Genomic DNA, 24,886 nt, shown 5'->3' on the forward strand with positions numbered 1-24,886 from the left:
AACCGCTTCCATCTAATGGGGGCGGTTTTTTTGTTTTTGGTGATGTGAGTTTATAGAAACAAATTCGTTTTACTTTTTACTTTAAATTTATCTTTCAAACTTAAATCGAGGGCATTATGGCTAAGATTATTAACATTATCGGTCGCGAAATCATGGATTCTCGCGGTAACCCAACTGTTGAAGCTGAAGTTCATTTAGAAGGCGGATTCATGGGTATGGCTGCTGCACCATCTGGTGCATCTACGGGTAGTCGCGAAGCACTAGAACTACGTGATGGTGACAAAGCACGTTATTTAGGCAAAGGCGTACTGAAAGCAGTTGCAGCCGTCAATGGTCCTATTGCTGACGCGCTGAAAGGCAAAGATGCGATTGCGCAAGCTGAACTTGATCAAATCATGATTGATTTAGACGGCACAGAAAACAAAGCTAAGTTTGGCGCTAACGCTATCCTAGCTGTTTCTCTTGCAGCGGCTAAAGCGGCAGCAGCCTTTAAAGGTGTACCTTTATACGCACATATTGCTGACCTAAACGGTACTCCGGGTGTTTACTCTATGCCGTTACCTATGATGAATATCATTAATGGTGGCGAGCATGCAGATAACTCTGTTGATATCCAAGAGTTCATGATTCAACCTGTTGGTGCTGAAAACTTCCGCGAAGGCCTACGTATGGGCGCAGAAGTATTCCACAGCTTAGCTAAAGTACTTAAGGCTGATGGTCACTCTACAGCAGTAGGCGATGAAGGTGGTTTCGCGCCAAACCTACCATCAAACGCATCTGCTTTGGCTGCAATTAAAGTTGCAGTGGCAAACGCGGGTTACGAGCTAGGTAAAGACATCACTTTAGCGATGGATTGTGCGGCGTCTGAGTTTTATGATAAAGAAGCCAACATCTATGACCTTAAAGGTGAAGGTAAGAAGTTCACTTCAGAAGAGTTCAACTTCTTCCTACAGGACCTAACCAAAGAATACCCGATTGTTTCTATTGAAGATGGTCTTGATGAGTCTGATTGGGACGGTTTCGCGCACCAAACTAAACTAATGGGTGATAAAATCCAATTAGTTGGTGACGATCTATTCGTAACAAACACTAAGATTTTGAAGCGCGGTATCGACAACGGTATTGCTAACTCAATCCTAATCAAGTTCAACCAAATCGGTTCATTGACTGAAACTTTAGCTGCTATCAAGATGGCTAAAGATGCAGGCTTCACTGTTGTTATCTCTCACCGCTCAGGTGAAACTGAAGATGCGACTATTGCTGATTTAGCTGTAGGTACAGCTGCAGGTCAGATCAAAACGGGTTCTTTAAGCCGTAGTGATCGTGTTGCTAAGTACAACCAGCTACTGCGTATCGAAGAACAGCTTGGCGAAAAAGCACCTTATAACGGCTTAAGCGAGATAAAAGGCCAAGCATAATTTGCTATAAAGTGTAAAAAGGCCGCCACTCGGTGGCCTTTTTTGTTGTACTATCTGTTTACTATTCTCAAACTCTTTCTATTTAGCATCATGAAACGCCTTCTTTTTGCCTTGGTAGTGTTACTTATCTTACTGGAATATCGCCTTTGGTTAGGAGATAAGAGCCTCGCTGACTCTATTCATCTGCAAGAGCAGATAAAACTACAACAACAGAGTAATGCACAGTTGGTGGCTAGAAACCAAGTGTTGAGAGAAGAGATCAATGATCTTCGTAGCGGAACCGAAGCGCTTGAAGAGCGCGCTCGTAACGAGCTAGGTATGGTCAAAGAGGGAGAGACATTCTTTAGAGTCGTGGGTGGTGACCGCCTCTCAAAACAGAATCATTGATTATAAGATATAAGCTTCTAAGTGGGATCCTCTAATGAGCCAATCAACTAAACAGATCATTGCAGTTGTTCCTGCTGCAGGGATAGGCAGCCGTATGGGTGCAGAAGTGCCCAAGCAATACTTAGCACTTAATGAGCAAACCATTCTCGGACATACTTTGGATTGTTTGTTAACTCATACTGAAATATCAGCGGTTATCATAGCGCTTAATCCTGAAGACAAATATTTTTCAGCGTTGCCTCAGGCTACGCATCCTAAGTTAATCACCGTTACAGGCGGCAATGAGCGTGCAGACTCGGTGCTAGCTGCTTTACAACATGCTGATGAGAGCAGTTGGGTGTTAGTACATGATGCCGCTAGGCCGTGCCTAAGCCATCTTGATATCGATAAACTGATTGCTTCAACTGCTGTTTTCCCACAAGGGTCGATATTAGCCGCTCCGGTGCGCGATACTATGAAGCGCAGTAATGATAGTGGCGAAATTTGCCATACTGTTTGTCGAGACAAACTTTGGCATGCGTTAACGCCGCAATATTTCCCCGCTAAACAGTTAAAAGACAATTTAGAGGCGGCATTAGCCGCTGAAGCACTTATCACCGATGAAGCGTCGGCGATGGAGTGGGCGGGCATTAAGCCGGGAATTATTAGTGGTCGTGCTGACAATATAAAAGTGACCCATCCCGACGACTTACAATTGGCTGGGCTGTTTCTTAAAAATCTAAGCCGTCAGGGCAAGTAATAATCTGACTGCTTGAATCATAACTAGGAATTGAAATGAAAATTAGAATTGGTCATGGCTTTGATGTGCATAAGTTTGGTGGAGAGCCACCATTGATCTTAGGCGGCGTTGTTGTACCCTATGATGTTGGTCTTATTGCACATTCTGATGGTGATGTCGTGCTGCATGCCATATCTGATGCTATTCTTGGCGCAATGGCGCTGGGAGATATTGGTAAGCACTTTCCTGATACCGATGTTGAGTTTAGAGGTGCGGATAGCCGAGTATTATTGAAGCATTGCTACCAACTGGCGCTAGACAAAGGTTTTTCATTGTCCAATCTGGATGTAACTATTATTGCACAAGCTCCAAAAATGGCGCCGCATATCGAATCGATTAGAGCTGTTTTAGCCGTTGATCTTCTAGCAGATATTGACGATATCAATGTTAAAGCGACTACCACCGAAAAGCTCGGGTTTACCGGTAGAAAAGAAGGTATTGCAGTGGAAGCTGTAGTATTGATGACCAAGATTTAGAGAGAAACAACTGATATGAGCGAACTTCATTATTTACACGGCAAGCCAACCGCTACGGCAGATCTTAGAACACATAATAGCGATTTTTTAGTGCAAGAAATACTCCCCTTTGCTCCAACGGGTGAAGGGGAACATCATCTGCTACATATTCGCAAAGATGGTTTAAATACCGTAGAGGTCGCCAAAATGCTGTCGAGTTTTGCTCATGTTCACCCCAAAGAGGTGACATATGCAGGGCAAAAAGATAAGAATGCAGTGACTGAGCAATGGTTTGGTGTACGCATTCCAGGTAAAGAAACGCCAGATTGGCAAAAACTGAACAGCGAGCAGATAACGCTTTTGTCGGCATCTCGTCATGGTAAAAAACTGCGTATAGGCGCATTAGCGGGCAACCGTTTCACCTTAGTACTTAGAAACGTCACAGAAATTGAAGATGTTGTCGCTCGTTTAAAAGAGATCACCAAAATAGGTGTACCTAATTATTTTGGTGAGCAACGTTTTGGCCATGAAGGAAAAAATCTTGTATTTGGCCGGCAGATGTTTGGTGGTCGTAATGTGAAAGACCGAAATAAGCGCAGTATGTATCTTTCTGCTGTTCGCTCGAACCTGTTTAATGTGGCTACATCATCGAGATTAGCCATACACGGCATTACGACGCTTAGCGGTGATTGTGTCATGCTGGCGGGAAGCAAGAGCTATTTCATTGCTGAGGAATGGGATGAAACCTTAACCGCACGTTTAGCTAAAAAAGATATCCAACTATCGGCTCCAATGTGGGGGCGCGGTTTGCCATTAGCACAAGCTGAAGCAGCTGAAATGGAATCAAACGCGTTGCAAGATTTAGCTGTTGATCGTGACGGATTAGAACATGCCGGGCTAAGTCAGGAGCGTCGCGCACTGCTACTTGAGCCACAACATTTACAATATCAAATCGAAGACGATACCATTACAATTAAATTTGCTTTACCATCAGGCTCTTATGCCACATCTGTTTTACGTGAGCTCGCTGATTACCAAGATGTACAGGAAGTGGCTAGAAAACAGAGGCTCGCTGCTGAACAGGAACTCGTTGCAAAATAATGAAGATTTTAATTAGTAACGATGATGGTGTAAACGCCGAAGGTATCGTGGCTTTAACCGATGCGTTGAAGCAGGTTGCAGAAACATTAACCGTTGGCCCAGACCGTAACTGCTCAGGTGCGAGCAATTCCCTGACCTTGACGAATCCACTGCGGCTGAATAAGTTAGACAATGGTTATATCTCCGTCAGTGGCACTCCAACGGATTGCGTGCATCTCGCTATTAGAGAGCTGTATCAAGATGAGCCTGACATGGTGGTGTCTGGGATCAATGCAGGCGCTAACATGGGTGATGACACTCTATACTCTGGCACCGTTGCTGCTGCAATGGAGGGACGCTTCTTAGGTTTTCCTGCGATCGCTATCTCACTAGTAGGCTCGGAGTTAAAGCATTACCAGACGGCAGCTCATTTTGCGTTGAAAATTGTTAAAGGCTTACAAAAACAGCCTATAGCACAAGATAAAATTTTAAATATTAATGTACCAGATCTCCCCGTTGCAGATATTAAAGGCATTAAGATCACCCGATTGGGTGCTAGGCATCGAGCGGAGGGGATGATTAAGACACAAGATCCTGCGGGTAAAGAGATATTTTGGTTAGGCCCACCAGGCGATCAACAAGATGCGAGCGACGGCACCGACTTTTATGCAGTAGCCAACGGCTATGTTTCGATAACGCCTTTGACAGTTGACTTAACCGCTTTTGAGCAGCTACCAGCAATGACGACTTGGTTAGAAACCATAACCTTGTAAACAGATAACTTATGCCTTTCTAAAATTTTCTGGAAGGGTTGACGACATATAACTTAATACTATTGGAACCGTTATTTATGAACCGGGTCGCCTCAACATCAGCTTTGAACCTTGCAAGAAGTCTGTATGAAGCTGGTATTCGCCAAGAGTCAGTCTTAAAAGCGGTGGCTAATACACCTAGAGAGCAGTTTCTAGATGCTGCATTGGGGCATAAAGCCTATGAAAATACTGCGTTGCCAATTGGTCAAGGCCAGACAATATCTCAACCTTACATAGTGGCACGGATGACCGAGATTTTATTGCAAAGTCAACCGAATAAGGTGCTAGAAATAGGTACTGGTTCAGGTTATCAAGCGGCGATATTAGCGCAATTAGTACCACAGTTATGTACCGTTGAACGGATTAAGAGCCTACAGATCCAAGCAAGACAACGTCTAAAAAAGCTTGATCTGCATAATATTGCTTTTAAATATGGAGACGGCTGGCAAGGCTGGTCGAGTAAAGGGCCCTATGATGCAATTATGGTGACGGCTGCAGCTGCGAGTGTACCTAATGCCTTGATAGAGCAGCTAGTGGATGGTGGCGTGCTTGTTATTCCTGTTGGAGAGGCATCTCAGCAATTACTCAAAGTCACTCGAGTCGGTGAACAATATGAGTCAGAGGTGATAGAGTTTGTGCGATTTGTGCCATTAGTTAATGGCGAACTTGCTTAACTGTTTGTTGTAGTCTTTGTCCGAAATTTTAAGTAACGGTCGCAGACTAGCGATTTGGGGTAGCCGAGTAATATGAAGTTTATTGCACACTTCTGTATCATTTTTGCTTTTACATTAACTGGCTGCAGCTTCCAATCTGAGCGCCCCGCACCAGTAGAATCCTTGAATTCCCCCATAAAGCCGAGTCACGACCGAGGCTCGATTACCAGTAGTCGATATAAAGTTAAACAGGGTGATACGCTGTACTCTATCTCCTGGGGGGCAAATAAAGATTTTGCTGCTGTTGCTCTGGTCAATAATCTACGAAAGCCTTATACCATCTACCCTGGACAGGTATTGAGTCTTAGCTCTAAAAAAACTGTTACAAATACCAATAGTGCCAATAAACCGTCAAAAACGGCATATAAAGCACCAGTAAGTGCAACTGAAAGTAATAATAAACAAAGTGTTAGCGCTGAAAAGAACAGCGAGAAAGCAAGTCAGCCAGCGTCAAAAAAACAGCTTGATCAAGTCGCAAAGCCTGCGTATTCTGTAACAAGCGGTCAACAAGATGTTAACCGGGTTGTCCACAGGCAAGAGTCAACATTACCTAAAAAGGTAAGTCGGTGGTTCTGGCCAGTGAAAGGTAAAGTGATTGGAACTTTCTCAGCCAAAGAGCAGGGAAATAAAGGGATAAAGATCGCGGGTAATCGTGGTGATGCAATTAAAGCTGCTGCTAGTGGTAGAGTGGTTTATGCAGGAAGTGCACTACGAGGCTATGGTAATTTAGTTATTATTAAACACAGTGACGATTATCTAAGTGCGTATGCACATGCTGATAAGATCTTAGTGAAAGAGAAGCAAGTTGTTAATGTTGGACAGACAGTTGCTGAAATGGGTAATACAGGCACTAATCGGGTCATATTACATTTTGAGATCCGTTATCATGGGAAGTCAGTAAACCCACTTAAATATTTGCCTAAGCAATAATCGCTTAGGCTGCCAATTTGGCACATCGGAGGATAGTAAAGTGCAGTAATTAAATATGAAATTTGGGAGATATATTATGGGCAGAACTAATAATGCCGTTGTAGCAGAAGAACCTACAAACATTGCTGTAGAAGGATCTAAACTAGACCTTAGCAAAAAACAAGTTAAAGAAGCAGAGTTAGAGCAGCAAGTACAAGACGATTTACAGAAAAATCTCGATGCGACTCAACTGTATCTAGGTGAAATAGGATATTCCCCCCTTCTGAGCGCAGAAGAAGAGGTGTATTTCTCACGCAAGTCACTTAAAGGCTGTGACAAATCCCGTAACCGCATGATCGAAAGTAACCTCAGATTAGTCGTAAAAATTGCTCGACGATATAACAACCGCGGCTTAGCGCTGCTTGATCTTATTGAAGAAGGCAATTTAGGCTTAATTCGTGCCGTAGAAAAGTTCGATCCTGAACGTGGTTTTAGATTCTCTACTTATGCCACTTGGTGGATTAGACAAACAATCGAACGAGCAATTATGAATCAGACTCGTACGATTCGATTACCTATCCATGTCGTAAAAGAGCTTAACGTATACTTGCGTACAGCAAGAGAGTTGGCTCACAAATTAGACCATGAGCCCACCGCAGAAGAGATTGCAGAGAAACTCGATCTATCAAGCTGCGACGTCAGTCGTATGCTCAAATTAAATGAACGCATTACTTCAGTAGATACGCCGCTAGGCGGTGAAAGTGATAAAGCACTACTCGATGTCTTAGCTGATGATGACAATGTCGGACCTGATTATAAAGTTCAAGATGAAGACATGTCCAAGTCAGTAGTGAAATGGTTAGATGAACTTAATACTAAGCAAAGAGAGGTGTTAGCACGCCGATTTGGTTTATTAGGTTACGAGCCATCTACACTTGAAAATGTCGGAAAAGAGATTGGATTGACCCGTGAACGTGTTCGTCAGATCCAAGTCGAAGCGTTAAAGCGTTTAAAAGATTTGCTAGGCGCCCAAGGTCTATCTGTCGAGGCTATTTTTAGAGTGTAGAACCTTAAGATAAAGAAAAGGCGCCATTGGCGCCTTTTCTTTATCTACTTAAATTGAAATCTTTTTCAATTGATAAAGATAATCGAGCGCTTGTTTGGGCGTAAGTTCATCGGGATTGAGCTTATCAAGTGCCTCAATAACCGGTGATGTAGCTTGCGTTGGGAAACTGATCACTTGCTGCGCAGTCAGGTTACCGTTGTGTGATTGCTCCAGTGCCTGATCGCGGCTCTCTAAATGGTGAAGTTTTTGTTTCGCAGCGTTTATGACACTGTTTGGTACACCGGCGAGCGCTGCCACCTGTAACCCGTAACTCCGGCTCGCAGGTCCCTCTTGCACTGCATGCATAAATACGATTGAATCACCATGTTCAACGGCATCTAGGTGCACATTTTCGACGTTATCCATCTGCTCAGGAAGCTGCGTTAGCTCAAAGTAATGGGTGGCGAATAGGGTCATCGCTTTGAGGTTATTGGCTAAATATTCTGCCGCCGACCATGCTAATGATAAGCCGTCATAGGTAGATGTACCGCGGCCTATTTCATCCATTAAAACCAGGCTGCTTGGCGTAGCATTATGCAGGATATTAGCCGTTTCGGTCATCTCTACCATAAAGGTTGACCGTCCTGATGCTAGATCATCAGAGGCACCAATTCGGGTAAATATCCTATCTACTGGCCCTATCACCGCATGCGCCGCGGGAACATAACAACCAATATGCGCCATTAAAGTGATCAGTGCTATCTGCCTCATATAGGTAGACTTACCGCCCATGTTTGGACCGGTAACAATGAGCATTTTACGCTTGTCATCCAGTGTGACTGGATTGGCGATAAAGGGGCTTTGACTCACTTGCTCGACAACGGGGTGACGACCCGCTTCTATATGTATTCCTGTAGAGTCAGATAATTGTGGGCAGGCATAGTTAAGCGTTTCGGCACGTTCTGCGAAGTTACACAAGACATCTAATTCTGCTGCTGCTTTGGCAAACTCTTGCAATTCATGTATTTTCGGCAGTAGTAGATCAAATAACTGTTCCCATAACTGCTTCTCTAATGCGAGTGCTTTACCTTGGCTTGAAAGGACTTTTTCTTCATGTTCTTTTAGCTCCGCAATGATATAACGCTCAGTGTTTTTTAGGGTTTGACGGCGTTGGTAGCTAAGGGGAACCAGATCAGATTCACGGCGACTGACCTCAATGTAGTAACCGTGGACTCGGTTGTAGCCGACTTTTAACGTCGATATCCCCGTTTGCTCTTTTTCTCGTGCCTCTAATTGGGCCAAGTAATCGGTAGCGCCCGCGCTTAGTACGCGCCACTCATCAAGCTCTGTATCATAACCATCACGTATTACACCGCCATCTCTAATAAGCATTGGTGGATTATCGACGATTGCATTGGATAGTAATGCCAACTCTTCAGGGAATTCGCCTATAACCTGTGATAGATATTGAAGGTGTGGAACCGTTGTTGACTTAAGCGTTTGTTGCAGTTGCGGTAACAGACCTAATGCTTGGCGCAAGCGGGCAAAGTCTCTTGGGCGGGCATTACGAAGGGCGATACGAGCTGTGATCCGCTCAACATCACCTAACGCTTTTAAGTCTTCAGCAAGAGTAAGGTAATAATCACTGCTGATTAACTCGGCAATAGATGACTGTCTAGCGTTAATCACTTGGTGATCACGTAGTGGCTGATGTAACCAACGTTGTAGCATACGGCTACCCATTGCTGTAACCGTGTTATCTAATACTGATGCTAACGTATTAGTTTGTCCGCCCTGTAGGTTGATTGTCAGCTCTAAATTACGACGTGTAGCAGCATCAAGTATAATGCTGTCAGCTTGGTTAAAACGCACAATTGAATTAATGTGTGGTAGTGCCGTACGCTGAGTATCCTTGACATACTGCATGAGGCAACCCGCAGCTTGCAGCGAAAGTCTTGCGTCTTCAATACCGAAACCCTTAAGGTCTTTGGTGCCAAATTGAGTTAGCAGTAAACGGTGGCAGGTATCAAAATCAAACTCCCACTCTGGGCGGCGGCGAGTGCCATTCATGCCTGCAATTAGGCTCATTTGTGAAAAGTCTTCGCTATAAAGCAATTCTGCTGGGTTGGTTCTCTGCAATTCAGCTTCTAGTGCTTCGATATTTGCCAGTTCTGTGACGACAAAACGGCCCGATGCGATATCGAGAGTTGCATAACCATAGCCGGTCTTGCCTTGATACAGTGCAGCAAGCAGATTATCTTGCCGCTCCTGCAACAACGCTTCATCAGTCAAAGTCCCTGGCGTAACGAGACGAACAACTTTGCGCTCAACCGGCCCTTTTGAAGTTGCAGGATCGCCCACTTGTTCACATATCGCGACTGACACCCGAAGTTGCACTAGTTTGGCTAAATAACCCTCTACAGCGTGGTAGGGGAGGCCCGCCATGGGGATCGGATCGCCACCGCTTTTTCCTCGTGCAGTTAACGATATACCAAGCAACTCAGAAGCGAGTTTGGCATCTTCGTAAAAAAGCTCGTAGAAGTCTCCCATACGATAAAACAACAACATATCTGGATGTTGTGCTTTTAGCGTCCAATATTGACGCATCATAGGAGTGTGTTTTTCTAAGTTTTGCGGATCAATAGCAGTCATCGATTTGCTTTGCCTGTACTTTACTGCGGCGCATAGTGGCCATTAAACAATTATGGCTGCAATCTTAGCAATTTTTTACCCATTTTAGTGGGTATTATTACAAGGAAATACTGGTAATTGAGTTATGTTTAGAGGTATTTCCAGCTATCTAGTTGTTTTTATGAGCTTAATAAAAAAATCTCGCACAGCACTTGATACTGTATGATTGTACAGTATACTAGTTTCATATTGAGGCCCTAAAGAAGACATTAGAGTCGTCACCTAAATGATAATACAGTGCTGAAACTGTGTTAGCACTGTGATTCAAAGGACATAAAGATGAAGAAGACTGATCCAAATAAAGAGAAAGCGTTAAATGCCGTTTTAGGTCAAATTGAAAAGCAATTTGGTAAAGGTTCAATTATGAAGTTGGGCGAAGATCGTTCGATGGACGTTGAAACGATCTCTACTGGCTCTCTATCTTTGGATGTGGCGTTGGGCGCCGGTGGCCTGCCAATGGGACGTATTTGTGAAATCTACGGTCCTGAATCTTCAGGTAAAACGACACTGACTTTAGAAGTGATTGCTGCAGCGCAAAAGCAGGGTAAGACCTGTGCATTTATTGATGCTGAGCATGCCTTGGATCCTGTTTATGCACAAAAGCTAGGTGTTGATATTGATAACTTGCTTTGTTCACAACCTGATACTGGTGAGCAAGCGTTAGAGATTTGTGATGCATTGACTCGTTCTGGTGCCGTTGACGTTATTGTTGTCGATTCGGTAGCTGCGTTAACGCCAAAAGCTGAAATTGAAGGCGAAATTGGTGATTCTCACATGGGTCTAGCGGCACGTATGATGAGCCAGGCAATGCGTAAGCTTGCGGGTAACCTTAAGCAATCAAACACTTTGCTTATATTCATTAACCAAATTCGTATGAAAATTGGTGTGATGTTTGGTAATCCTGAAACCACAACGGGTGGTAATGCACTTAAGTTTTACGCTTCTGTTCGTTTAGATATTCGTCGTATCGGTGCCATCAAGGACCGCGATGAAGTTATTGGTAACGAAACGCGAGTTAAAGTGGTTAAGAACAAAATCGCTGCTCCGTTTAAGCAAGCTGAATTCCAAATCCTTTATGGCAAAGGCATTAACAGCACTGGTGAGCTAGTTGACCTAGGTGTTATTCATAAGTTAATCGAAAAATCAGGTGCTTGGTATGCATACAAGGGTAGCAAGATAGGCCAAGGCCGTGCCAATGCTGGAAAGTACTTAATTGAAAACCCAGAAGTCTCAGACGAGATTGAAACAGCTCTGCGTTCAATGTTGTTGAATAAAGGCGAAAAGATAGCACCTGATGCTGCTGACACCGCTGGTGATAATGTTGATTTAGAAACAGGCGAAGTGTTTTAAGTTCGTTTTTCAACAAACGTTTTAAATTAATTATTTAGGCTAGTTTAAAAATCATTTTTTAAGCTAGCCTTTTTCTTTACAGCTCAGCCAGCAGTGCATATCGTGATAACGTTTGTAGTGCGCCGACATTCTCTTTCTCTATAAGAATCAATCCAAGCTCAAACCCCACTCTTCGTTTTTGCGATCTATACCTGGCCGCTGTTAAATGCACTCGTTATCTATCGGTTAACTTTTCTGTGTGAACAAATACCTTTAGCTATGGGATACGCAAGTGGGTTGAAGTTATCGTTTACACCTTTATCTCTTTCAGCACTCATATATTTAAATGATCTGCTAATAACCATTTTATTTTTAGTGTCTAAGCAGTTTTGTACCTTCAGGGCTAGCTGTTAGTCATGACACTGCTTATAATGCTCTTCATAAAAATTTATCATTAGGCTCTTTTTTGGGCTAGTTGCACAACCTAATTCAGGACGGTTTCATGTATCAAACCACTGCAGCACTGCGTAGTGCTTTTTTGGAATATTTCCGCACCAATGGTCATCAGGTCGTTGATAGTAGTTCTTTAGTGCCAGTTAACGACCCAACATTATTATTTACTAATGCGGGTATGAACCAGTTTAAAGATGTATTCCTTGGAGAAGACAAGCGCAATTATAGCCGTGCCACCTCATCTCAACGATGCGTAAGAGCGGGCGGTAAGCATAATGATTTAGATAATGTTGGCTACACCGCGCGCCACCATACATTTTTTGAAATGCTTGGTAATTTTAGTTTTGGCGATTACTTCAAAGAGGACGCAATAAACTTTGCTTGGAACTTTTTAACTAAAGAGTTAAAGCTGCCTAAAGAGCGTTTATGCGTCACAATTTATGAAACTGATGATGAAGCTTATGAAATTTGGACTAAAAAAGTCGGTGTCGCACCTGAAAATATTATTCGCATAGGCGATAACAAAGGTGCGGCTTATGCTTCAGATAACTTTTGGCAGATGGGTGATACCGGACCTTGTGGTCCATGTTCTGAAATCTTCTATGACCACGGCGATCATATCTGGGGTGGCCGCCCTGGTACACCAGAAGAAGACGGTGACAGATTTATTGAGATCTGGAATATCGTGTTCATGCAGTATAACCGTCAGTCAAACGGTGACATGAACCCGCTACCTAAACCTTCTGTAGATACCGGAATGGGAATTGAACGTATTGCTGCGATTATGCAAGGCGTGCATTCAAACTATGAGATTGATATTTTCCAAGCGCTAATTAAAAAGACAGCTGAAATCCTTGGCGTCACGGATTTAGAGAATAAGTCACTACGCGTAATCTCTGATCATATCCGTTCATGTGCATTTCTAATTGCCGATGGCGTGATGCCATCAAATGAAGGCCGCGGTTACGTATTACGTCGTATTATTCGTCGTGCAGTACGTCACGGTAATAAATTAGGCGCGACTAGCAGCTTCTTCTTCTATAAGTTGCTACCGACGTTGATCGAAGTTATGGGTGATGCTGCTAAAGGCTTAGTCGCAACTCAAGCGATTGTTGAAAAGTCGCTTAAAGCTGAGGAGGAGCAGTTTGCTCGTACACTCGAGCGCGGTCTAGGGATCCTTGATAATGCATTATCGAATCTAAAAGGTGATGTATTAGACGGTGAAACAGCCTTCAAATTATATGATACCTATGGATTCCCTGTCGATTTAACCGCTGATGTTTGTCGTGAGCGGAATATTACCGTCGATGAAGCGGGTTTTAAAACCGCAATGGCTGAGCAGCGAAGTCGCGCTCAAGCAGCAGGTCAATTTGAAACAGATTATAATGATGGTCTAAAGATTGATGCCCAGAGTGCTTTCGTTGGTTATGAGCAGCTTAGTAATCAAGCGACTGTCAGTGCTATCTATAAAGCGGGTGAGTCCGTTAGTGAACTAGCGGCAGGTGATGAAGCGGTAATCGTTCTCGATAGCACACCATTTTATGGTGAGTCTGGTGGTCAATGTGGCGATAAAGGTGTGCTGAATGCCGACGGTATTGAGTTTAACGTTACAGATACTCAAAAATATGGCCAAGCAATTGGTCATATCGGAAAGCTAGCGGTCGGCTCAATTCAGGTCGGCCAGCCAGTCTCTTCTCATGTCGATAATGAGAGTCGCCAAAGTACAGAGTTAAACCACTCTGTTACACATCTACTGCACGCTGCGCTACGTCAAGTGTTAGGTACACACGTCACTCAGAAAGGCTCATTAGTCGACCCTGAGCGTTTACGTTTTGACTTCTCTCATTTTGAAGCTGTTAAAGCCTCTGAAGTTAAAGAGGTTGAAGCGCTGGTCAATACTCAAATCCGCCGTAACCACGCCTTAACCGCTGAAGTGATGGACATAGAGCAAGCCAAAGAAAAAGGCGCTATGGCGTTATTTGGCGAGAAGTATGACGACGAAGTCCGTGTGGTGGCGATGGGCGATTTCTCAATTGAACTCTGTGGTGGAACCCACGTCGGCCGCACAGGTGATATTGGTTTGTTTAAGATCACCTCTGAAGGTGGTATTGCAGCGGGTGTTCGCAGAATCGAAGCGGTAACGGGGGCAGCTGCACTGGCCTACATCGCTAAGCAACAAGCTCAACTTGAAGAAGCAGCCTCATTATTAAAAGGTGATAGCGCTTCTGTTGTAGCCAAGCTCAAGGCACAACTGGACAAGTCTAAATCTCTAGAGAAAGAGCTCGCTCAGTTAAAAGATAAACTAGCGGCAGCAACGAGTGCCGACCTTGCAGGTGAAGCTGTTGACGTCAACGGTATAAAAGTTTTAGTTAAGAAGCTCGAAGGTGTAGATGCCGGGTCGCTGCGAGGTTTGCAAGATGAGCTCAAGCAGAAACTTAAGTCTGGCATTGTGGTATTAGGTATCGCAGGTGACGCTAAGGTGAATCTAATCGCTGGTGTCACTAAAGATCTTACTGGGAAAGTGAAAGCGGGTGAGCTTGTTGCCTCTATTGCTGTTCAAGTAGGTGGTAAAGGGGGTGGGCGTCCAGATATGGCGCAAGCGGGTGGCAGTCAGCCTGAAAACCTCCAAACTGCACTTGATAGTGTCATTCCTTGGATTTCTGACAAGTTAGCCTAATCGTTCGATTGTTTAATGGAAGTTTTTAAAACGCTCTTTATGGGCGTTTTTTGTTGTCTGAAGGGTAAAAGTTAGCATAAGTGCTAATGAGAGTGCTTATGTTTAGCAAACTAATTGCATGAATATCACCATTTACGCGAAAACTAGTAGATATACTAGTTAACTTTGGTATGGTTGGTTGCGACAATGAAAAGTTGTTTGGCTAGTTGAAGTGTAGGGCGGTTGCTGAAATAGGCTTAAAATCTTTTTCATGTCTGTTTAATCTCTATATTTGAACATAGCCTTTTTAGTGCAGAATTTTTTAATATGGCTTGTAGGGTTTTGATGTTAAAACTGTAGATAAAGGCAGTAAAGGTGCAATTAATTAGCGTATTTCAAATTGAATACTGTTAATTTGTACTAAGCTAACTCTATAATAAGTATATAGCGGAATAATGCCGTATAAAGCAGATTTAGGAACTAAAGGAGCAAAATAATGCTGATATTGACTCGTCGTGTTGGTGAAACACTGATGATTGGTGATGAAGTTACGGTCACTGTATTAGGCGTTAAAGGTAACCAAGTAAGAATTGGTGTAAATGCACCTAAAGAGGTCTCTGTCCATCGTGAAGAGATTTATCAACGCATTCAATCCGAAAAATCAGGTACCGCTCCAGAAGGTGGAAATTTCTGATTGTAGTTTGATGATTACTGAGAATTTTAGAAGCTAGTTTTTTAACTGGCTTTTTTATTTTCTAGGATATGAAAAGTCTCATTATGGGCGTTCTTAGGCGTATATACAGTCAACATGCTTAAAAACAGTTCAAACGGAAATAGTTTCTTAAAAATGGTTTGACTTATTTTCGGCAAACAGTAATATGTGCGCCAAGAAACGGAGAGGTGGCCGAGTGGCCGAAGGCGCTCCCCTGCTAAGGGAGTATGGGCTTTAAATCCCATCGAGGGTTCGAATCCCTCCCTCTCCGCCATTTCTTAAAGTAAACGACGATGCGGATGTAGCTCAGCTGGATAGAGTACCTGGCTACGAACCAGGCGGTCGGAGGTTCGACTCCTCCCATCCGCACCATAATTTACTTTTGTGTTTAAATGTTTTGATGAGCGGATGTAGCTCAGCTGGATAGAGTACCTGGCTACGAACCAGGCGGTCGGAGGTTCGACTCCTCCCATCCGCACCATTAAATCATTTAGAAGCTTTACCTTAATACTTAATATATGCGGATGTAGCTCAGCTGGATAGAGTACCTGGCTACGAACCAGGCGGTCGGAGGTTCGACTCCTCCCATCCGCACCATTAAGTATTGTCAAATGTTTTACCTTAATATATGCGGATGTAGCTCAGCTGGATAGAGTACCTGGCTACGAACCAGGCGGTCGGAGGTTCGACTCCTCCCATCCGCACCATTAAGTATTGTCAAATGTTTTACCTTAATATATGCGGATGTAGCTCAGCTGGATAGAGTACCTGGCTACGAACCAGGCGGTCGGAGGTTCGACTCCTCCCATCCGCACCATTAAGTTGTTCTAAATGTTTTATCTTTATATATGCGGATGTAGCTCAGCTGGATAGAGTACCTGGCTACGAACCAGGCGGTCGGAGGTTCGACTCCTCCCATCCGCACCATATAAGGCTTACAGATTTTGCGTTTTAGTGCCGTTAGATAGATTATCTGATAACTAATAAGATGGAAGGAACTTTGATTTCTTTCATGCGCACCATGTTTTGCGGAGAGGTGGCCGAGTGGCCGAAGGCGCTCCCCTGCTAAGGGAGTATGGGCTTTAAATCCCATCGAGGGTTCGAATCCCTCCTTCTCCGCCATTCTTTAAATACAAAAAAACCGCTTTAATAAGCGGTTTTTTTGTGCCTGAAATTTAGCTCAGCATTTATAAACCTACTGTACCGATATTGCTAATTTTATTACTCCCATTCCTCTCCCTTTTCTCGGTTCTGCTAAGTAAATCTGACTCGCTTTTGTATGAAAGTCGAGTTGAGCAAATCTTGGAAATGCTTTAACAAAACAATCAGTTCCTGTTTGGATTTAACGCTAGAAGTGAAAGTTCGATTTTATAGAGATCACAAAAACCACCCAAAAGGTCTTTGCTTATGGTTCATTTACCTATCGCTAGAGGTTAATAGTTGCAAATTTAGTTAATTACACTATGTAAGCGTGTGTTTTTAATGTTAGCAACTATATTTGTCGTAGTCATTCTGGAAGTCGCTTTTTGCGCAGGGTGAATTCAGGTTTGTATAAAAACAAGTTTGTATTAAAGAACGGAGATCTTTTATGACGCTACTTCGCAATAAATTTACTAAAAAGTTTGCTCTGCTATCTATTACCGCTGGGTTAATGTCCTTCGGCGCGGCTGCGGCTGACAAACCCAATATTCTCGTGATCTGGGGCGACGATATTGGTCAATCTAATATCAGCGCATATACCTTTGGAGTGATGGGCTACAAAACCCCCAATATTGATAGCATCGCCAAAGAGGGAATGATGTTCACCGATTATTATGGTGAGCAATCTTGTACTGCGGGCCGTTCTACCTTTATCACTGGGCAAAGTGTATTTCGTACCGGTTTATCTAAGGTGGGAATGCCTGGAGCTGATATCGGTTTACAGGCCTCCGATGCAACCATCGCAGAAATCCTCAAACCTATGGGCTATGCAACAGGCCAATTCGGTAAAAATCACTTAGGCGATAAAGATGAATTCTTGCCAACAAATCACGGCTTTGATGAGTTCTTTGGTAATTTGTATCATCTCAATGCTGAAGAGGAGCCTGAAAATATTGATTACCCCAAGAACCCTGAGTTTCGTAAGAAGTTTGGTCCACGTGGCGTCATCAAGTCTTCTGCTGACGGAAAGATTGAAGACACAGGACCATTGACGAAGAAACGTATGGAAACGGTGGATGATGAGACAGTTGCAGCAGCTATAGATTTTATGCAACGAAAGGTAAAAGCCAAAAAACCATTCTTTGTTTGGTGGAGTGGTACTCGCATGCATTTTCGTACCCACATTAAAGCTGAACTACAAGGCTCAAGTGGCTTGAGTAATTATACCGATGGTATGATTGAGCATGATAACCATGTGGGGCAATTGCTTGATACCGTTGATAAGTTGGGCATAAAAGATAATACCATTGTCTTTTATTCAACCGACAACGGCCCTCATATGAATACCTGGCCTGATGCGGGAACAACACCATTTCGAGGTGAAAAGAACACCAACTGGGAAGGGGCTTACCGTGTACCAGCCATGGTACGTTGGCCCGGACAAATAGCAGCTAGTTCTGTATCCAATGACATTATGCATCATATGGACTGGTTACCGACGTTTGCTGCCGCTGCGGGTGATAGCAATGTGAAAAATAAGCTATTAAAGGGCCATAAGGCGGGTAGTAAGACGTTCAAAAATCACCTCGACGGTTATAATTTTTTACCCTATTTAACGGGTAAAGATAAAAAGGCTCCTCGTGAAGAGATTTTCTATTTTACCGATGATGGCGACTTAGCCGCGCTTCGTTTCCAAAACTGGAAGCTGGTATTTATGGAGCAGAGAATGGTCGGTACGCTAGCACTATGGGCCGAGCCGTTTGTCGTGCTAAGACTGCCAAAAATTTATAACTTGAGAACGGATCCATACGAAAACGCCGACATAACCTCGAATACCTACTGGGATTGGATGTTAGACAGAGCGTTTATGTTGGTGCCGGCCCAAGCCTATGTCGGTAAATTCCTTGAGACATTCAAGGAATACCCACCAAGTCAAAAAGCGGCAAGCTTCAGCTTAGACCAAGTGATGGAGAAGTTGCAGCAGCCTGCCAGTAAATAGCAGTTTGTATTATTAAGGGCGCTTGCGCCCTTTTTCTATTTTTAAATGATACTCATCAATAAGTGTCCTTTAAAAATGGAAACGGGTAAAAAGGAAAGCTATTGTATGGAAAGCCAAGCGATATATTCACAGCTGAATGATTTACAAACTGCCTTACAGCAGCAGGTTCTAGGTCAGGAGCATGTCGTAAGAGGGCTTGTATTAGCGCTGTTGGCTGATGGACATGTGCTACTCGAGGGGTTGCCAGGTACTGCAAAAACTCGCTCAGTTAAAACACTTGCGGATCTGCTGCAGCTATCTCAAGGCCGAGTGCAATTCACCCCTGATCTGCTGCCTTCCGACGTTATTGGCTACGAAGCGTTATCATCCTCCGCTAGTAACCAAATTGATTTTAATCCAGGCCCAATCTTTAACCATATATTGCTCGCGGATGAGATCAATAGAGCCCCCCCTAAAGTGCAGTCTGCTCTGCTTGAAGCGATGGAAGAGCGGCAAGTCACCATCGGCAATACTAGCCATCCAATGGAAGCGGTATTTTTGGTATTGGCGACACAAAATCCTATCGAACAAGAGGGAACCTATCCATTACCCGAAGCACAAATGGACCGGTTTTTATTTAAAATAGTGATCGATTACCCTGAAGATGCCACAGAGCTTGCGATTATTCGCTTAACCCGAGGTCAAGAAGTTCGAAATGATAGCCCCGCAATAAAGATAGATAATGCTGAAGCGTTGATAATGCAGGCGCGTAGCTTAGTGCATGAGGTGTTTATGTCCGAGAGTATTGAAAAATATATCGTCGCTTTAGTGATGGGGACAAGAAAGCCAGAAAGATACCCTCAGAGTGAGTTGCATCAATACATAAAAATTGGCGCCAGCCCAAGAGCCTCTATTGCACTTGATAAGGCGTCACGTGCGCATGCGGTGCTTGAGGGAAGAGACTATGTTGATCCTGATGACGTGAGGGCGGTCGTAATGGCCGTACTTAGCCACCGGATCATGCTTTCTTATGCCGCTGTCGCTGACGGTAAAAGTGCTCAAGATGTGGTTAAAGAGCTTGTAAGGGTGACTCCTGTCTTATGAGCAAGCTAGATCCGCGAATTTATACCAGCTTAAGTGCGCTAATAGGGCTGCGACAAGATAGTCGTCACTTGTCATTGTCGCCGCATTACCGACCTGCAGGAATGCTCTCGGGTAGGCATGCATCGCGTATAAAAGGTCGTGGGTTGAATTTTGAAGAGCTGCGGCAGTATCAAGCGGGCGACAATATACGCCAAATCGACTCTAGAGTATCAGCGCGACTCGGTAAACCTTATGTGAGAGTCTACTCCGAAGAAACTGACAGACCGGTACACATTATTGTTGACCAACGCTTACCGATGTTTTTTGGCAGCCAAGTCAATACTAAGTCGGTTACAGCAGCTCACCTGGCGGCGTTGTTAGCATGGCAAGTCTTTGATGGTGGAGATCGCGTTGGTGGCGCGGTTATCGGTTGCAGCGATATAGTACAAATGTCAGCTAAACGCAGCAGCAATAATGTTATCCAGCTACTCGAAGCGATAGTGACAGCCAATAATCAATTGGATTTAGCATCACTTAAAAACAGTAAACAATCGACAACAACCAGTTCCTTACTCTCTCAAGTTAGACCGTTAATTGCTACGTTAAACAGTCAAAGTGTAATGATATTAATCACTGACATAGAGGGGGTTGAAATTGAAGAGTTAGCTGAGTTGGAACTGCTCTCTCAAAAATCGAATGTACTGCTTTTTGTTATCCAAGATCCACTAGAAGATGATTTAACTGCAGCCCATGGTTTGAGTGTTTCTTATGGGGAACAGCAAATTAGTATTCAAGCCAATGCCCACAATCAGCAGAAATACGATGATCTTTATCAGCAACGCTTAGCGAGTTTGAAAAAGGCGACGCTAACCAGCGCGTTGCCTGTGGGTCTAGTTAATACCTATGAGCCTGTGATTACTCAGTTAAGTCGTTTGTTAATGGGCGAACCGCTATGAACCTGGTGACTCAACTGGTGGATATACCGCTGCCAGCATCAATCCCCTGGTGGCCGTTAGAACCAGGTTGGTATGGGATAATGTTTGTTGTATTACTCTTTTTGATCGTCGTTATTGTTCGACAAAGGCGGCGCTGGATTGCCAATGCCTATCGACGAGCTGCATTGAGGCAATTGCAATCTCTGACGGTGCATGATGCGGCCGTCATGAATCAAGTCATGCGGCGAACAGCAATGCTAGCAATGCAATGTGACAATAAATTAAGCCAAATAGGGGGGCCTTGGTATCGGCTCATAATGAACAGTAGCCCGGAAGCGATTTTTACTGAGATGCAGTTAATACGACTTGAAGCGTTAAACTATCAATCGTCTAAACACCTTTCGCAGCATCTATCTAAAAGTGACTTTTCTAAGCTGAATCAGCTATGCCAGCGTTGGGTAAAGGAGCATCGCTTTGAGCATTAGTCTTGATTATCCATGGATGCTTACACTTATTGTCTTACCGGCCTTCGTGTTCCGAATATTTCCCGCCTACCTGCAGCCTACAGCTTCTATCTATGTGCCCTTTTTTGCTCGATTAGTAGCGGCGACAGGGCAAGCTCCCACGTCAGGTAGCCAAGTTAAACAGCGAAAACGTATCCAAGCTATAGCGTTAGTGCTGAGTTGGTTGGCGATCATCATCTGTTTAGCAAGACCTGTCTTGTTAGGTGAGCCCATCGTTACGCAAAAGACCGGGCGAGATCTGATGATAGCGGTCGATCTTTCTCAATCAATGGAACAGCAAGATTATCAACTGCAAGAGAAAGGTAAGGTCTCTCGTTTAGTAGCACTTAAATTCTTGCTGAACACTTTTTCAAAGCAGCGTAGCGGCGACAGGCTAGGGCTGATTGTTTTTGGCTCTGGGGCATATTTACAAGTGCCTTTTACTGAAGACACTCTGCTTTGGCAGACATTATTAGATCAAATGGATACGCAGATGGCAGGCCCTGCTACCGCAATTGGTGATGCGATAGGTTTAAGTATTCGTGCTTTTGATGAGTCCAATAGCACGGAGCGAATACTGCTGTTAGTTACAGATGGTAGCGATACGAGTTCTAGATTAGATCCTGTAGATGCCGCCAGAATGGCTGCTGCCGATGGGATAGAAATTTTTACCTTAGGTATGGGATCAGTTGATACCGAGGGAGATGATAAAGTCGATTTTAATACGCTCAATAAAATTGCCAATATTACTGCCGGCCAGGCATTTGAAGGTAATAGCACTGGCGCTATTGAGCAGGTTTTGCAACAGGTAAATCAAATTGCACCGGCACAGTATCAGCAACAACGTTACTTACCTAAGTTGGACCTATATCCTTGGCTTATGGGGCCTATGCTGGTTATCTATCTTTTTGTGTGGCTAGCACTAACCATCTCAGCTGCGATGGCAAATAAGGAGCGGGCTGATGTTAAGTAGTTTTGCATTTGCTGAGCCACTTTGGTTGTGGCTATTCCTGCCTATAGGTTTACTAATGTATGGCCTTTGGCGCAATCGAAAAACGGCGCAGCAACAGGCTGGAGAAGGGGTCATAGCAAACCACTTAGCAAAAGTATTCTCAATGCAGAATAGTGAAAGATCCACTAAAGCACCTATAGGGCTAACGTTGCTCACGGCAAGCTTGATCATCATTGCATTGGCCGGACCAAGCTGGCTAAAACCCAGTGACGATGACATTAAAGCGCCGTTGATTATTGCGGTAGATCTGTCGCAATCGATGTTAAACAGTGAAGGTAGTATAAGCCATCTAGAGCGAGCAAAATTACTGACGTCGCAACTATTAAATCGCGGCAGTTCGAGGCCTATGGCATTGGTAGCATTTGCAGGCAGCAGTCACCAAGTATTACCACCATCAGATCAGTTTGAGTTGCTAACCTTATATTTGGGCTATATGTCGCCGCAAATCATGCCCGTTGACGGTGATGATATTGATAGTTTGATCGGTGTTATTACAGCGATCCCCGATGCAAAGAAGTTTGGTTTTGACTTACTTATTTTATCGGATGGTTTTGAGGTCCAAGGTCGAGCATTGGCTAAGTTCACAGATGCACAAGATGCACGAGTGCTATTTGCCTCACTGACGGCATCAGCCGAGTCTGCAGCAGCCGAGCTTGGCTTTACGGTTATCAAAGCTGATAGCCTGTTGTCTGGCGGTGATAGCTGGCTTAAGCAAATAACAAAGCTTGAGCAGGACATTATCGGCAAATCGAGTCAGATGGTTAATCAAGGATATTGGATACTTTACCCGGCAGCACTGCTATTACTACTGTTTTTTCGCCGAGGCTTTAGTCTCTATTGGGCTACTTCTATCGTGCTATGTGTCAGTTTGATACCTGCGCCAGCGCACGCGCAATGGCTCGACTGGTTCTTTAGTGCCGATCAGCAAGGGCAGTACTATTACGACAAGGGAGATTATCAAGAAGCTGCATTACGCTTTAAAGACCCTAGCTGGAAGGCTCGTGCTTATTATCAAGCAAAAGAGTACAGCAAAGCGGCTAAGTTATATCGGCAGCAGGACGATTTGCAGAGCCTTTTTAATCTAGCAATGAGCTACACTCGTGGACGTAACTACAGTAAAGCAAAGATGCTATATCAATTGTTACTCGAGATAGACTCAGATTTCCCTGGTGCTAGAAAGAATCTACAAATAGTGACTCAGCTTATAAAAGAGATAAAGCAGCTTGGAGAGAGCCAACAAGAGGAAAACCCGCCGGAGTCGATTAGCCCCGACGATATGACAGACATGAATCTTGGCGCTGATAAACCGCAAGTGGGAAGAATACAAGTTGAGCTACAGCAGTTATCAGTTGAGGAGTTATTAAATAGTGAAACCAAAAAAGAGCAGTGGTTAAGGGATATCAGTAAAGATCCACAGCAGTTTTTAGCTGCAAATTTCCAAGTTCAGTACAACATGTCTCAACAAGAATCTAGCTCATTAGCGCCCAAGGCGGGCAGCAACAATGCTAAGGAGGAGAGGAATGATTAGCAAGTCTGGCCATTTTACCCTTCATTTAGCACTGCAGTATAAGTGTGTGGCACTGTGTCTCTTTGGTATGATTTGTATCAGCAGTAGTGCGATATCCGCTGATATTGCTGCGATTAATACTGTAAAAACAGTAACGCCATCGAGCCAAATATTGACTCAAGTGTCTAACGTTCACCCTGTTGTCGGTGAGCAAGTTGTGTTGCGATTTGAACTGCTCGTTAACGGTTTTTTTAACGGCGGCACTGAGTTTGATTTACCTTCGATGTCCAGTGCTCGATTGTCTCAAGCATCTTCATTTGCCATTAACGGCAGCAGAACAAGCGCAGGGCAAGCGCTCTCCTCTCAGATCTGGGAGTTGTATCTTTACCCTGAACATAAAGGTGTTATTGAAGTACCGAGCCTTAGATTTAAAATCAAATACATGGATAGCAGCAGTGGAGAGTCTAAGACTGCAACCTTGATGTCGGACGCGATTGCTCTTTACGCGTATATTCCTGCCAGTCTTAAAAATGCAGAACAATATATCGTTTCAGAATCGGTATTGATTGAGGACCAGTGGTCGGTATCGCAGCCTAGTTACAATGTTGGTGATGTGATTAAGCGTAGAATCAAGATCTCTGTTGCTAACCTTCCTGCAATGAATATCCCCCGAATTTTAATTACCTCAGCTGATGGCGTTAATGTGACTGCGCTTGAAGCTAAACTGACTGACAACAATAACCGTGGAGAAAACAGCGCAATATTGAGTCAAGAACTTCACTATATTGTCGAAGACGGCGGTAGATTTATCGTTGGAGGAGAAGAGATTATGTGGTGGGAACCTGACTTTGGTTTGCATCGATTAAACTTCGCTGAAATTGAACTCAACGTAGCCGGGAGCAGTACGGGTCGTGAATGGGTGTTGTTTGCTCTTGTCACATCTACAGCCACTTTATTGATTTTGCCTGGATTAAAAAGATTAGTACTGCCAATACGCGTTAAATTGACCAAAGCACTGTTAGCCGGAAATTGGCGAGAATTTATCAATCTATTGTATCTACGTGGTGACAAGTTATCTGCCCCCGCAATAATAAAACCTTCGTTACCGTTGCCAGCTTCAGTAGAAGAACATAAAAAACACCAGCTTATATCAGAGTTATTTAGAGCATGCTTTAACTCTGTAGCTGAAAACAATAGCAATCCATTCAAGCCTAAAGAGGGAGAGAAGCTTTCCATCATAGAAGCGCTTAGATATTTAATAAAATAATGTGCTCGTTGATCACTCATTTA

General features: G+C 43.8%; 20 protein-coding genes and 8 tRNA genes. 27 read left to right on the forward strand and 1 reads right to left on the reverse strand.

The annotated features are described in order from the left end of the window. Positions 1-116: 116 nt before the first annotated feature. The 9 genes from eno to rpoS all read left to right on the forward strand — a co-directional run bounded on the left by eno (position 117) and on the right by rpoS (position 7,618). Positions 117-1,418, forward strand: coding sequence for a phosphopyruvate hydratase (gene eno, locus JK628_RS07070; RefSeq protein WP_202288802.1), 1,302 nt, complete (start codon positions 117-119; stop codon positions 1,416-1,418). Between the two features lie 90 nt (positions 1,419-1,508). Continuing rightward, a complete protein-coding gene (gene ftsB / locus JK628_RS07075; protein ID WP_202288804.1) occupies positions 1,509-1,805 on the forward strand; it encodes a cell division protein FtsB in 297 nt (98 codons plus the stop codon). Between the two features lie 34 nt (positions 1,806-1,839). Next, positions 1,840-2,544, forward strand: coding sequence for a 2-C-methyl-D-erythritol 4-phosphate cytidylyltransferase (gene ispD, locus JK628_RS07080; RefSeq protein ID WP_202288806.1), 705 nt, complete (start codon positions 1,840-1,842; stop codon positions 2,542-2,544). A gap of 35 nt (positions 2,545-2,579) precedes the next feature. Next, entirely contained in the window at positions 2,580-3,059 is a 480-nt protein-coding gene (ispF, locus tag JK628_RS07085) for a 2-C-methyl-D-erythritol 2,4-cyclodiphosphate synthase (RefSeq protein WP_202288808.1), read from the forward strand. A gap of 15 nt (positions 3,060-3,074) precedes the next feature. Continuing rightward, positions 3,075-4,139, forward strand: coding sequence for a tRNA pseudouridine(13) synthase TruD (gene truD, locus JK628_RS07090; protein ID WP_202288810.1), 1,065 nt, complete (start codon positions 3,075-3,077; stop codon positions 4,137-4,139). Further along, positions 4,136-4,891: a 5'/3'-nucleotidase SurE gene (surE, locus tag JK628_RS07095; RefSeq protein ID WP_202289738.1), complete on the forward strand. Its 756-nt coding sequence runs from the start codon at positions 4,136-4,138 to the stop codon at positions 4,889-4,891. The genes truD and surE overlap by 4 nt, the downstream gene beginning before the upstream one ends. Before the next feature lie 77 nt (positions 4,892-4,968). Further along, positions 4,969-5,604, forward strand: coding sequence for a protein-L-isoaspartate(D-aspartate) O-methyltransferase (locus JK628_RS07100; RefSeq protein ID WP_202288812.1), 636 nt, complete (start codon positions 4,969-4,971; stop codon positions 5,602-5,604). A gap of 72 nt (positions 5,605-5,676) precedes the next feature. Beyond that, positions 5,677-6,573 carry a peptidoglycan DD-metalloendopeptidase family protein gene (locus tag JK628_RS07105; protein ID WP_202288815.1) on the forward strand — a complete coding sequence of 299 codons (897 nt, stop codon included), beginning with the start codon at positions 5,677-5,679 and terminating at the stop codon, positions 6,571-6,573. A gap of 76 nt (positions 6,574-6,649) precedes the next feature. Beyond that, entirely contained in the window at positions 6,650-7,618 is a 969-nt protein-coding gene (rpoS, locus tag JK628_RS07110; protein WP_202288818.1) for an RNA polymerase sigma factor RpoS, read from the forward strand. 48 nt (positions 7,619-7,666) lie between these two features. Here rpoS and mutS read toward each other — a convergent pair whose 3' ends face one another. Beyond that, positions 7,667-10,249, reverse strand: coding sequence for a DNA mismatch repair protein MutS (gene mutS, locus JK628_RS07115; protein ID WP_202288821.1), 2,583 nt, complete (start codon positions 10,247-10,249; stop codon positions 7,667-7,669). A gap of 318 nt (positions 10,250-10,567) precedes the next feature. Here mutS and recA point away from each other — a divergent pair, with 318 nt between their 5' ends. The 18 genes from recA to JK628_RS07205 all read left to right on the forward strand — a co-directional run bounded on the left by recA (position 10,568) and on the right by JK628_RS07205 (position 24,863). Continuing rightward, complete coding sequence (recA, locus tag JK628_RS07120; RefSeq protein WP_202288823.1) at positions 10,568-11,638, forward strand: recombinase RecA; 1,071 nt, start codon at positions 10,568-10,570, stop codon at positions 11,636-11,638. A 481-nt stretch (positions 11,639-12,119) separates the two neighbouring features. Further along, positions 12,120-14,747: an alanine--tRNA ligase gene (gene alaS, locus JK628_RS07125; RefSeq protein WP_202288825.1), complete on the forward strand. Its 2,628-nt coding sequence runs from the start codon at positions 12,120-12,122 to the stop codon at positions 14,745-14,747. A 475-nt stretch (positions 14,748-15,222) separates the two neighbouring features. Continuing rightward, positions 15,223-15,420, forward strand: coding sequence for a carbon storage regulator CsrA (csrA, locus tag JK628_RS07130; protein ID WP_202288827.1), 198 nt, complete (start codon positions 15,223-15,225; stop codon positions 15,418-15,420). Positions 15,421-15,620: 200 nt separating this feature from the next. Beyond that, positions 15,621-15,712 (forward strand) — tRNA-Ser (locus tag JK628_RS07135). 21 nt (positions 15,713-15,733) lie between these two features. Continuing rightward, positions 15,734-15,810, forward strand: a tRNA-Arg gene (locus JK628_RS07140). Positions 15,811-15,842: 32 nt separating this feature from the next. After that, a tRNA-Arg gene (locus tag JK628_RS07145) sits at positions 15,843-15,919 on the forward strand. Between the two features lie 39 nt (positions 15,920-15,958). Continuing rightward, a tRNA-Arg gene (locus JK628_RS07150) sits at positions 15,959-16,035 on the forward strand. A gap of 33 nt (positions 16,036-16,068) precedes the next feature. Then, positions 16,069-16,145 (forward strand) — tRNA-Arg (locus tag JK628_RS07155). 33 nt (positions 16,146-16,178) lie between these two features. Continuing rightward, positions 16,179-16,255, forward strand: a tRNA-Arg gene (locus JK628_RS07160). A 33-nt stretch (positions 16,256-16,288) separates the two neighbouring features. Next, positions 16,289-16,365 (forward strand) — tRNA-Arg (locus JK628_RS07165). A gap of 103 nt (positions 16,366-16,468) precedes the next feature. After that, positions 16,469-16,560 (forward strand) — tRNA-Ser (locus JK628_RS07170). Between the two features lie 466 nt (positions 16,561-17,026). After that, positions 17,027-18,577 (forward strand): arylsulfatase, encoded by a 1,551-nt coding sequence (locus tag JK628_RS07175; protein ID WP_202288829.1) that lies wholly within the window; start codon positions 17,027-17,029, stop codon positions 18,575-18,577. 105 nt (positions 18,578-18,682) lie between these two features. Next, the gene (locus JK628_RS07180) at positions 18,683-19,660 is read left to right on the forward strand and encodes an AAA family ATPase (protein WP_202288830.1); all 978 of its coding nucleotides are present in this window, start codon (positions 18,683-18,685) and stop codon (positions 19,658-19,660) included. Further along, positions 19,657-20,595, forward strand: a complete 939-nt coding sequence (locus JK628_RS07185) for a DUF58 domain-containing protein (protein ID WP_202288832.1) — start codon at positions 19,657-19,659, stop codon at positions 20,593-20,595. The genes JK628_RS07180 and JK628_RS07185 overlap by 4 nt, the downstream gene beginning before the upstream one ends. Continuing rightward, positions 20,592-21,059 carry a DUF4381 domain-containing protein gene (locus JK628_RS07190; protein WP_202288833.1) on the forward strand — a complete coding sequence of 156 codons (468 nt, stop codon included), beginning with the start codon at positions 20,592-20,594 and terminating at the stop codon, positions 21,057-21,059. Before JK628_RS07185 ends, JK628_RS07190 begins: the two co-directional genes overlap by 4 nt. After that, on the forward strand, positions 21,049-22,050 hold the full coding sequence (locus JK628_RS07195) for a VWA domain-containing protein (protein ID WP_202288835.1): 1,002 nt from the start codon (positions 21,049-21,051) through the stop codon (positions 22,048-22,050). Before JK628_RS07190 ends, JK628_RS07195 begins: the two co-directional genes overlap by 11 nt. Then, on the forward strand, positions 22,040-23,617 hold the full coding sequence (locus tag JK628_RS07200) for a vWA domain-containing protein (RefSeq protein ID WP_202288837.1): 1,578 nt from the start codon (positions 22,040-22,042) through the stop codon (positions 23,615-23,617). Before JK628_RS07195 ends, JK628_RS07200 begins: the two co-directional genes overlap by 11 nt. Continuing rightward, on the forward strand, positions 23,610-24,863 hold the full coding sequence (locus tag JK628_RS07205) for a BatD family protein (RefSeq protein ID WP_202288838.1): 1,254 nt from the start codon (positions 23,610-23,612) through the stop codon (positions 24,861-24,863). The genes JK628_RS07200 and JK628_RS07205 overlap by 8 nt, the downstream gene beginning before the upstream one ends. The last annotated feature ends 23 nt before the right edge of the window (positions 24,864-24,886 follow it).

The organism is Shewanella sp. KX20019 (genome assembly GCF_016757755.1).
Classification (GTDB): Bacteria; Pseudomonadota; Gammaproteobacteria; order Enterobacterales; family Shewanellaceae; genus Shewanella.

Coding starts and splice junctions, on each gene's coding strand:
- recA (WP_202288823.1), top strand. CDS start 10,568: ATGAAGAAGACTGATCCAAATAAAGAGAAAGCGTTAAATGCCGTTTTA.
- ispD (WP_202288806.1), top strand. CDS start 1,840: ATGAGCCAATCAACTAAACAGATCATTGCAGTTGTTCCTGCTGCAGGG.
- JK628_RS07105 (WP_202288815.1), top strand. CDS start 5,677: ATGAAGTTTATTGCACACTTCTGTATCATTTTTGCTTTTACATTAACT.
- ftsB (WP_202288804.1), top strand. CDS start 1,509: ATGAAACGCCTTCTTTTTGCCTTGGTAGTGTTACTTATCTTACTGGAA.
- rpoS (WP_202288818.1), top strand. CDS start 6,650: ATGGGCAGAACTAATAATGCCGTTGTAGCAGAAGAACCTACAAACATT.
- JK628_RS07100 (WP_202288812.1), top strand. CDS start 4,969: ATGAACCGGGTCGCCTCAACATCAGCTTTGAACCTTGCAAGAAGTCTG.
- ispF (WP_202288808.1), top strand. CDS start 2,580: ATGAAAATTAGAATTGGTCATGGCTTTGATGTGCATAAGTTTGGTGGA.
- mutS (WP_202288821.1), bottom strand. CDS start 10,249: ATGACTGCTATTGATCCGCAAAACTTAGAAAAACACACTCCTATGATG.
- csrA (WP_202288827.1), top strand. CDS start 15,223: ATGCTGATATTGACTCGTCGTGTTGGTGAAACACTGATGATTGGTGAT.
- JK628_RS07205 (WP_202288838.1), top strand. CDS start 23,610: ATGATTAGCAAGTCTGGCCATTTTACCCTTCATTTAGCACTGCAGTAT.
- JK628_RS07190 (WP_202288833.1), top strand. CDS start 20,592: ATGAACCTGGTGACTCAACTGGTGGATATACCGCTGCCAGCATCAATC.
- JK628_RS07185 (WP_202288832.1), top strand. CDS start 19,657: ATGAGCAAGCTAGATCCGCGAATTTATACCAGCTTAAGTGCGCTAATA.
- alaS (WP_202288825.1), top strand. CDS start 12,120: ATGTATCAAACCACTGCAGCACTGCGTAGTGCTTTTTTGGAATATTTC.
- JK628_RS07175 (WP_202288829.1), top strand. CDS start 17,027: ATGACGCTACTTCGCAATAAATTTACTAAAAAGTTTGCTCTGCTATCT.
- JK628_RS07180 (WP_202288830.1), top strand. CDS start 18,683: ATGGAAAGCCAAGCGATATATTCACAGCTGAATGATTTACAAACTGCC.
- truD (WP_202288810.1), top strand. CDS start 3,075: ATGAGCGAACTTCATTATTTACACGGCAAGCCAACCGCTACGGCAGAT.
- JK628_RS07200 (WP_202288837.1), top strand. CDS start 22,040: ATGTTAAGTAGTTTTGCATTTGCTGAGCCACTTTGGTTGTGGCTATTC.
- eno (WP_202288802.1), top strand. CDS start 117: ATGGCTAAGATTATTAACATTATCGGTCGCGAAATCATGGATTCTCGC.